At 60.3% G+C, this 6,674-nt stretch carries 7 protein-coding genes and 1 pseudogene; 5 read left to right on the forward strand and 3 right to left on the reverse strand.

What is annotated here, in order from left to right:
* Nucleotides 1-196 (forward strand): annotated as a pseudogene (locus tag IVA74_RS08635) (NYN domain-containing protein); the annotation flags it as partial.
* A gap of 184 nt (nucleotides 197-380) precedes the next feature.
* Here IVA74_RS08635 and IVA74_RS08640 read toward each other — a convergent pair.
* A complete protein-coding gene (locus tag IVA74_RS08640) occupies nucleotides 381-593 on the reverse strand; it encodes a hypothetical protein (RefSeq protein ID WP_247341666.1) in 213 nt (70 codons plus the stop codon).
* 197 nt (nucleotides 594-790) lie between these two features.
* Here IVA74_RS08640 and IVA74_RS08645 point away from each other — a divergent pair, with 197 nt between their 5' ends.
* Entirely contained in the window at nucleotides 791-946 is a 156-nt protein-coding gene (locus IVA74_RS08645) for a hypothetical protein (protein ID WP_247341669.1), read from the forward strand.
* A 1,465-nt stretch (nucleotides 947-2,411) separates the two neighbouring features.
* Here the strand turns inward: IVA74_RS08645 and IVA74_RS08655 are convergent.
* Both IVA74_RS08655 and IVA74_RS08660 read right to left on the reverse strand, forming a co-directional pair.
* Complete coding sequence (locus tag IVA74_RS08655; protein WP_247341672.1) at nucleotides 2,412-3,152, reverse strand: sensor histidine kinase; 741 nt, start codon at nucleotides 3,150-3,152, stop codon at nucleotides 2,412-2,414.
* Nucleotides 3,140-3,583, reverse strand: coding sequence for a GAF domain-containing protein (locus IVA74_RS08660; RefSeq protein ID WP_247341675.1), 444 nt, complete (start codon nucleotides 3,581-3,583; stop codon nucleotides 3,140-3,142). The genes IVA74_RS08655 and IVA74_RS08660 overlap by 13 nt, the downstream gene beginning before the upstream one ends.
* An 877-nt stretch (nucleotides 3,584-4,460) precedes the next feature.
* Here IVA74_RS08660 and IVA74_RS08665 point away from each other — a divergent pair.
* The 3 genes from IVA74_RS08665 to IVA74_RS08675 form a co-directional block, all read left to right on the forward strand.
* Nucleotides 4,461-5,180 carry a DJ-1/PfpI family protein gene (locus IVA74_RS08665; RefSeq protein ID WP_247341677.1) on the forward strand — a complete coding sequence of 240 codons (720 nt, stop codon included), beginning with the start codon at nucleotides 4,461-4,463 and terminating at the stop codon, nucleotides 5,178-5,180.
* 246 nt (nucleotides 5,181-5,426) lie between these two features.
* Nucleotides 5,427-5,828 (forward strand): response regulator, encoded by a 402-nt coding sequence (locus IVA74_RS08670; protein WP_247341679.1) that lies wholly within the window; start codon nucleotides 5,427-5,429, stop codon nucleotides 5,826-5,828.
* Nucleotides 5,829-5,915: 87 nt separating this feature from the next.
* On the forward strand, nucleotides 5,916-6,674 hold a 759-nt coding region (locus tag IVA74_RS08675; RefSeq protein WP_247341683.1), incomplete at its 3' end, for an alpha/beta hydrolase.

The following is a 6,674-nucleotide window of genomic DNA, read 5'->3' on the forward strand; positions in this document are numbered from 1 at the left end:
TTCCACGATCGCCAGCCAGCCGCCGATGATCGCCGACGAGCTGCGCCGCCAGGCCGACGTCTTCACCGACCTCGTCGAGCTGCAGGCCAAGCTCGGCCGCGACCCGTCAGAGCGCCCCGCCCCGCGTGACCGTGAAGCGCGTGGACACATGCCAAAATTCTCGCAAGAGCCGAAAGGGAACGACCCTGCCGGCTAGACAGTTAAGGACCGCCCGCATCGGCGAATCTGGGCGGACGGACTTCAATAGAAGAGCATCACCGACATCCACGCCGCCAGCGACGCGCAGAGACCAATTCCAAGATAAGGCAATGCAAGGCGCATCGGGTTTCTCCTCCGAGACGCGAAATATGCCTTAGCTTCACATGTCGGCCGCCCAATGACTACGAATCTCCGGTTGTGCCGCCGCCGCTGCCGGGCGGCGACTTGCTGGTGCACTCGGAAGCAGGCGTATGCTCGACCCGGGCACCGGTTTGCTGCTGGTGAACCTGCTCCTCGGCGTACAAGAGCACCTTGCGCCGCGTATTCTGATCGGTCAGCTTCTGAAAAGCCCTGATCAACCGCAGCATTTGAAGATCTTCGGTGCCGTTCGCCATGGCAAAATCTCGCTAAAAAAGGTGGCATCTCCAATGGGAAAGTTATGCAACGGTTCACCCGGCGGAGGAACGTGGAACTTCGTCGAAGGTTAAGGTCTGCTGGCCATAGCCGCCGATGGCTGGCGGAGCGGCTCCGATCCACCTCTCCAAGACACCCCGGCCGGGGCCGTCTCTCCGGCAAGAGCTGTTCTCATGACATGCGTCACCAACGCGACGACCCCGGCTTGGTCTGCGAGAACAATTCCGCGCCTGCCCCTGTGGCGACGCCGGTGCGCGTCAAGGGCGGAATGCCGCGTATGCCCAATGGCGTTAAGGTCGAGATCGACAAGGTCCGCTGGCGGGTCCGGGTGTGAATTCGTGCCGGCGATCGCCTTGAGCGCAACGTAAGGGCAGCCAAATCATGACCGAAAAGAAAAGCGCGAAGAAGTGTAAGGCGTCCGCAAGGGAGAGCGCGTCAATCCTCCGTCCGCAAGCAACGGCGTTCGATACGGTTGCTATCTATCGCCCTTCCCTCAAGTTGCGTTCCTGCAATGCAAAATCCCAATTCGGTTTTGGTCTTGTTAGGGTTAGGGATCGCCTTGCTCGGTGTTTGGCTTTTTCTTGGGGCTGCTGAGCGTGTGGTGATCATAGGCGCCTCGCTACCGCTTTCCATCTGGTCGATCGGATTAGCAATGGGCCCCGCGCGTCGGGGTCCGCACCTAACCGCAGCGCGGCGCCTTATGGCCGCCGGCATCGCCCGACAGCCGGATCATATGTTGCACACAGCTTCTTAACCGGCCAGTTCAAAATGCGGGCTTGGAAAAGGGTCGTAGGATCTGCGCGATGTCGTACTGGTGGAGGGCCTGCCGACGGCTAGTCCCGGCGGCGCCCTGAGCCGGAGCCGCTAGGCAGACCTAGGTCGAGTGTTGAGACGCACCAAGGCGCCTCTGGCGACCGCCGTCAGCTCGCCCAAGGTGCTCTGACCAGCCGCGGCCGCTTGGATCAACTGTTCCGCGATGTACTTACGGCTCTCGTGATCGCCGCCACGCGGAAGTTCTCGGCACACCTCCTCAAAATGAGGTCCATGTTCGCACGCAACCGAGAGCTTATTTCGCCCATCACCTTGTTTTCCTCAAAGAAAAAAAGCACGCCAAAATGCCGCATCCACGGATGAGCACAACATGAAAGTTCCTGGAGGGTTAAAGCCGGCGGACGTGTGCGCCGACGGACAGAGGCTGCGGGTAGCGAGAGGGCCGGCGGGACGTCTCTCGGCGAAAGCTCGGGGGCTCCGTGAAAGTTGGCCGGCGAAACCGCTCCGAGACCCGAAAAGCCCTGCGGCTGATCCTGCCGTCGCAGACTAATACCTAATACCTATTTTGCCGGGTATTTGGATTTCCCTCGGCGGTAGAGATCAACAATCCGCATCCTTCAGCTTCCGATTGAGTATCGCTGGGCGGCTAAGTTTGGACAGCCGGTCGCGATTGTATGGCCGCCTTTGCAGCAAGCACATTCGACGTCCGCCATGCGCGAAGACCACTCTAGCGGCTGTTATAAGAAGCTCTGAAGCCGCCTCATGCCTCCCGCCTTTAGCCGCGCCGGAATTCAGGCGCCGAATTCCGCTGAAGTGGAGGCCTCGAACTTTCCGAGCCTCACCAGCGGCGCAAAGAATCGGCTGTCACTCCGACCTTACACGAAACGGCTGGCCAATTTTTTCTCGGATTAACACTGATTGGAATGGCCATATCGATCGGCTCAGTCGTCTACATCGTCATGCTGCGAAATCTGTTAAAGCTGGAAGCTCTCTGAGGATGTGGGGTATTCGCGTCGGTCGACGGCCGATTATCTCATCAGGGGAAATGTCAAGGTCGTCGTCGTGCCGCTTTCGTTACTTTCCTGGTTGATAGCGCCTCCTATCTGCCTGGCAAGCGAGGCGATCAACTTGAGCCCAGACCCATTCTGGTGGGCGCCTTGGATCCCATGTCCGTCATCTGAGACCGTCAAGCGGGCCTCGCCGTACCCGACCCCTCCAACCAATCGGACCCTGATGGTGCCGCGGCTGGTGCCAAACGCATGCTTGATGCTGTTCATCGCAGTCTCGTTCAAGATAAGCCCGACCGGCAACGCCCGATCAATGCTCAATTCGAGTTCGTCGCATTCAACGTCGAGTTCAACCTGATCAACCTGCTGGCGGATCGCGCTGCAAAGAGCCCGAATGTATTGGCCAAGCCTGACAACCTGACCTTCCTGTCGAGGGGCGAGCTGATCGTGCGCGAGAGAAATTGCGGTGATGCGATTTGCAACTTGGTCGAGGGCCCGGCGGGCCTCGGGGTCATTGTAACGGCGCTTCTGGATAGATATCGAGGATAGAACGAGCTGGAAATTGTTCTTCACACGATGCTGCATCTCGTTAAGCAAGACCTCGCGATTTTGCGCTTCAGCGAGAGCCTCTATCAGCCTAGCCTCTTGATCCGGCCGAGCCGTATAACGCAAAACAATAGCTATCAATGCAGCCGCCGCCGTTAGAAACTCAGTTGTATCCTCGCTGAAGTCGCGCGGCGTCGTGCTGTCTACTTCCAACACCCCCCATGCCGCGCGCCATCAATCAGAATCGGCACGTTGCTCAAGGAGACGATGCCGTGTTCCTTTAGGAAATCGGAGCGGAGGTAGTCATTGTCCTCACCAAATTCCTTGATGCTGACCGGCTCTGCTGTTTGGTAGGCTCGCCCTGGCGCAGAACGCAGGCCGATCGAGAACGTAGCTGCGCCGACCGCACCGTCCTTCCATCCGACACCGGCGAGAAGGAGGAGATCGGACGTCTCAGGACGGTATCGAAGGATCTTGACGTGATGAATCTCGACCGCGCGGGCGATCTGGACAACGATTTGGCCTAAAAATCGGTCAAAGTCGCCGGTCTCACCCGAAAGTCGTCCAATGTCGACCAGAATACGAATGTGACGCCGGAGCTTCTCCAGTACCCACTCCCCGCCTTGTTCACCGGACGCGCCCTTCATGATCCCTCAACGCTTATATCGAGGAAGGGTGCCGAAGACACGATCGCGAGCAGCGAAGTTCGAACGGCACAGGTCAAGTTCATCTTGTTGGAACTGACGTACCTACTGTCCGTTTCGCAGTGCCCCGGCGCGCATTGCACACCGACGACCAGCGCGGACTGATCGGGAAGCTCCGCAAGCTGAATAGGCCGCATCTTAACTTGTGACATGGCCGATTCGGTGAAAAGCTGGCCTATGCTTGAGTCCGTGCACGATCGCGCCCAACTTGCCATCGACGAAGCCTGCCAGCTGAGAGATCAGCGGTAAGAGCTTGTGCAAACGGCCGAGGTCGTGCGGAGTGCTTGCCGACTAGCCATTCTCGAAAGCGCTAGCATGCGCGCAGAACTCAGAGCTTATCGGAACGACAACGAGTAAGGCCGGCTTTATCGGCGGCCTCCATTTTATTCCAGCGCTGGATTGAGCCCGGCTCGCGGGACGCTATTGCGCTCCCGTTTGCGGCTGTGGACCTACTGAACCAACGTCAGAAGCCGCCCAGCATTCAATGTCACCGCTGCGGCGCGAATCTTAGGCTCTTCCACAGACTTTTCGAGGCTCGGCAGGGGCGGCACGGCTTACGTCCACAAGGCACGTGCGCTGCCCGACGCACTACCTGAGGTGGCCGTAATCCTTCTCGCAAAACCTATTTGGCGTACCAGATGATAGGGCCCTACCCAGAAGTTGGAAAGCTTCTTCCGGGGAGTTTCGGACCATTGAGATCGGACCTGCCGCGACAGCGAAGATGGATGTGACGAAGGCGCAACGGGACTCAGGACTAACCTGGCTTGTCCGGTTATCTGGGTTGGCCGGCCAACCCAGGACCTGTGAAGGAGGAGTTCGGATGGCAGCATCCCTTGAGATCGCAATCCTTCTCTATCAGGGGGTGACGGCGCTCGATGCGGTCGGCCCCTGGGAAGTGCTGTCGCGCCTCCCCGGTGCGAAGGTGCGGTTCGTCGGCAAGGAAGTCGGACCTGTCGTCGCGGAAGGCGGCAGGCTTCTGCTCGGAGCCACCCACTCGATCGCGGAGACAACCGCTCCAGACGTGGTGGTTGTTCCCGGAGGCTCGACAACGCCGGGCCAGATGGTCGACGACGAGGTCCTCGAGTGGCTGCGTAAGGTGCACCGGAGGGCCAGGTGGACCGCCTCGGTCTGCACCGGGGCATTGATCCTTGGCGCGGCGGGAATCCTGAAAGGGCAGCCCGCGACCACGCATTGGTACAAGATGGGCGTGCTCCGGACCATGGGTGCGAAGCCCAGGCCCGACGAGCGCGTCGTGCGCTCCGGGAAGGTCGTTACGGCGGCCGGCGTGTCGGCCGGCATCGACCTGGCGCTATGGCTGGCCGGCGAGATCGCCGGGGCCGAACAGGCTGAGGCTATTCAACTGGTTATCGAATACGATCCGCGTCCGCCCTTCGATGCCGGTCACATGAGCAAGGCCTCCAAAGAGGTACAGCGCCTGGCCAAAAAAATGATGGACGACAGCATCCCCGCCGACCAGCGCCGGCTCGTTCCCACGATCGCTTGGAATCGGTTCATCGACCTCATCCGCACAGGGCGATAGTGCCCCGACCGGAGGTGCCGGCGGGAAGTGCCTTACCGACGTTCGTCCCTGCGTAGGTGCGTCTCGGGCCGACGATTGGCGAATTGACTGCTCCCAGCCCATCGGTGAAATCTGCACCAGCATTTCTCCTGATTTTTGCTTGGTGCGATCGCAAGAAAAAGTGAACGCTTCGTCCTTTCCTCCGTTGAGGCGGGTGGCCTACCCGTCGTGAACTGCGGATGCCGTTTTGATAAAGAATGCGATAGGATGCACCTGAGCAACTCTCCCGGCCCCGCAGAAAGATCGACCATTCTTCTGGTGGAGGACGAAGATCTTCTCCGCGAGATGCTGGAGGAGACCTTAGTCGAGGCAGGTTATGGCGTCCTAAGCGCCGCATCCGCCGAGGCGGCGGCCGATCTGCTAGTCGGAGCGCCTCTGCCGCGGGCACTCGTCACCGACGTCAACTTGGGTCGCGCTGGGATCGATGGGTGGGCGCTCGCCCGCCTCGCACGGGAACACGATCCAAGCTGCGCGATCCTCTACGTCTCTGGCGGCAGCGCTCATCGCTGGGCCTCCAACGGCGTGCCGCGCAGCATCATCCTGCCCAAGCCCTTCGCGCCGGCGCAGTTGGTCGAGGCTCTGTCGGATCTCCTGATCCGGAACTCCTGATCCCTGCCCGCCCGAAAAAGGGTTCCGCTCAAGTTGACGCTAGGCTTGTCAAAAGAATGATAATCGCCTGAAGCGAAGGAGAATCGGGTGTCAGTCGAATTCCGCAACAACGTGCAGGTCCGCGGCCGAGGCGAGCGGGCCATGATGTTCGCTCATGGATTCGGATGCGACCAGAACATGTGGCGCTTCGTGGCGCCGGCCTTCGAGTCGGATTTCAGCACGGTGCTGTTCGACCACGTCGGAGCGGGACGCTCAGACCTCACCGCTTATGATCGCCAGAGGTATTCCAAATTGTCCGGCTATGCCGACGACGTCGTCGAGATTGGGCAAGCGCTGGGGCTGAAGGGCGCGGTCTTCGTAGGGCACTCCGTCAGCGCAATGATCGGGGTCTTGGCCGCGGTCAAGGACCCCACGCTGTTCGAAAGCCTCATCCTTGTGGGGCCTTCGGCGCGCTACATCGACGATGGCGACTATTTCGGCGGCTTCAGCGCCCAGCAGATCGAGGAGCTTCTTTCTTTTCTGGAGGAGAACCACATGGGCTGGTCGGCGCAGATGGCGCCCGCCATCATGGGCAACCCCGACCGTCCCGAACTCGGCGAGGAGCTGACCAACAGCTTCTGCCGTACGGATCCCGCGATCGCCAAGGAGTTCGCCCGGGTCACGTTCCTGTCCGACAATCGCGCCGACCTGGCCAAGGTCAACGCTCGCACGCTGATCCTCCAGTGCAGCGAAGACATCATCGCCGGGCAACAGGTGGGTGCGTACGTCCAGCGCAACATCCCGAACAGCAAAATGGTGGTTCTGAAGGCAACCGGCCATTGTCCCAACCTGAGCGCGCCCGACGAA

Source organism: Bradyrhizobium sp. 132, from assembly GCF_023074185.1.
GTDB lineage: Bacteria > Pseudomonadota > Alphaproteobacteria > Rhizobiales > Xanthobacteraceae > Bradyrhizobium.

Coding starts and splice junctions, on each gene's coding strand:
- IVA74_RS08640 (WP_247341666.1), bottom strand. CDS start 593: ATGGCGAACGGCACCGAAGATCTTCAAATGCTGCGGTTGATCAGGGCT.
- IVA74_RS08645 (WP_247341669.1), top strand. CDS start 791: ATGCGTCACCAACGCGACGACCCCGGCTTGGTCTGCGAGAACAATTCC.
- IVA74_RS08660 (WP_247341675.1), bottom strand. CDS start 3,583: ATGAAGGGCGCGTCCGGTGAACAAGGCGGGGAGTGGGTACTGGAGAAG.
- IVA74_RS08665 (WP_247341677.1), top strand. CDS start 4,461: ATGGCAGCATCCCTTGAGATCGCAATCCTTCTCTATCAGGGGGTGACG.
- IVA74_RS08670 (WP_247341679.1), top strand. CDS start 5,427: ATGCACCTGAGCAACTCTCCCGGCCCCGCAGAAAGATCGACCATTCTT.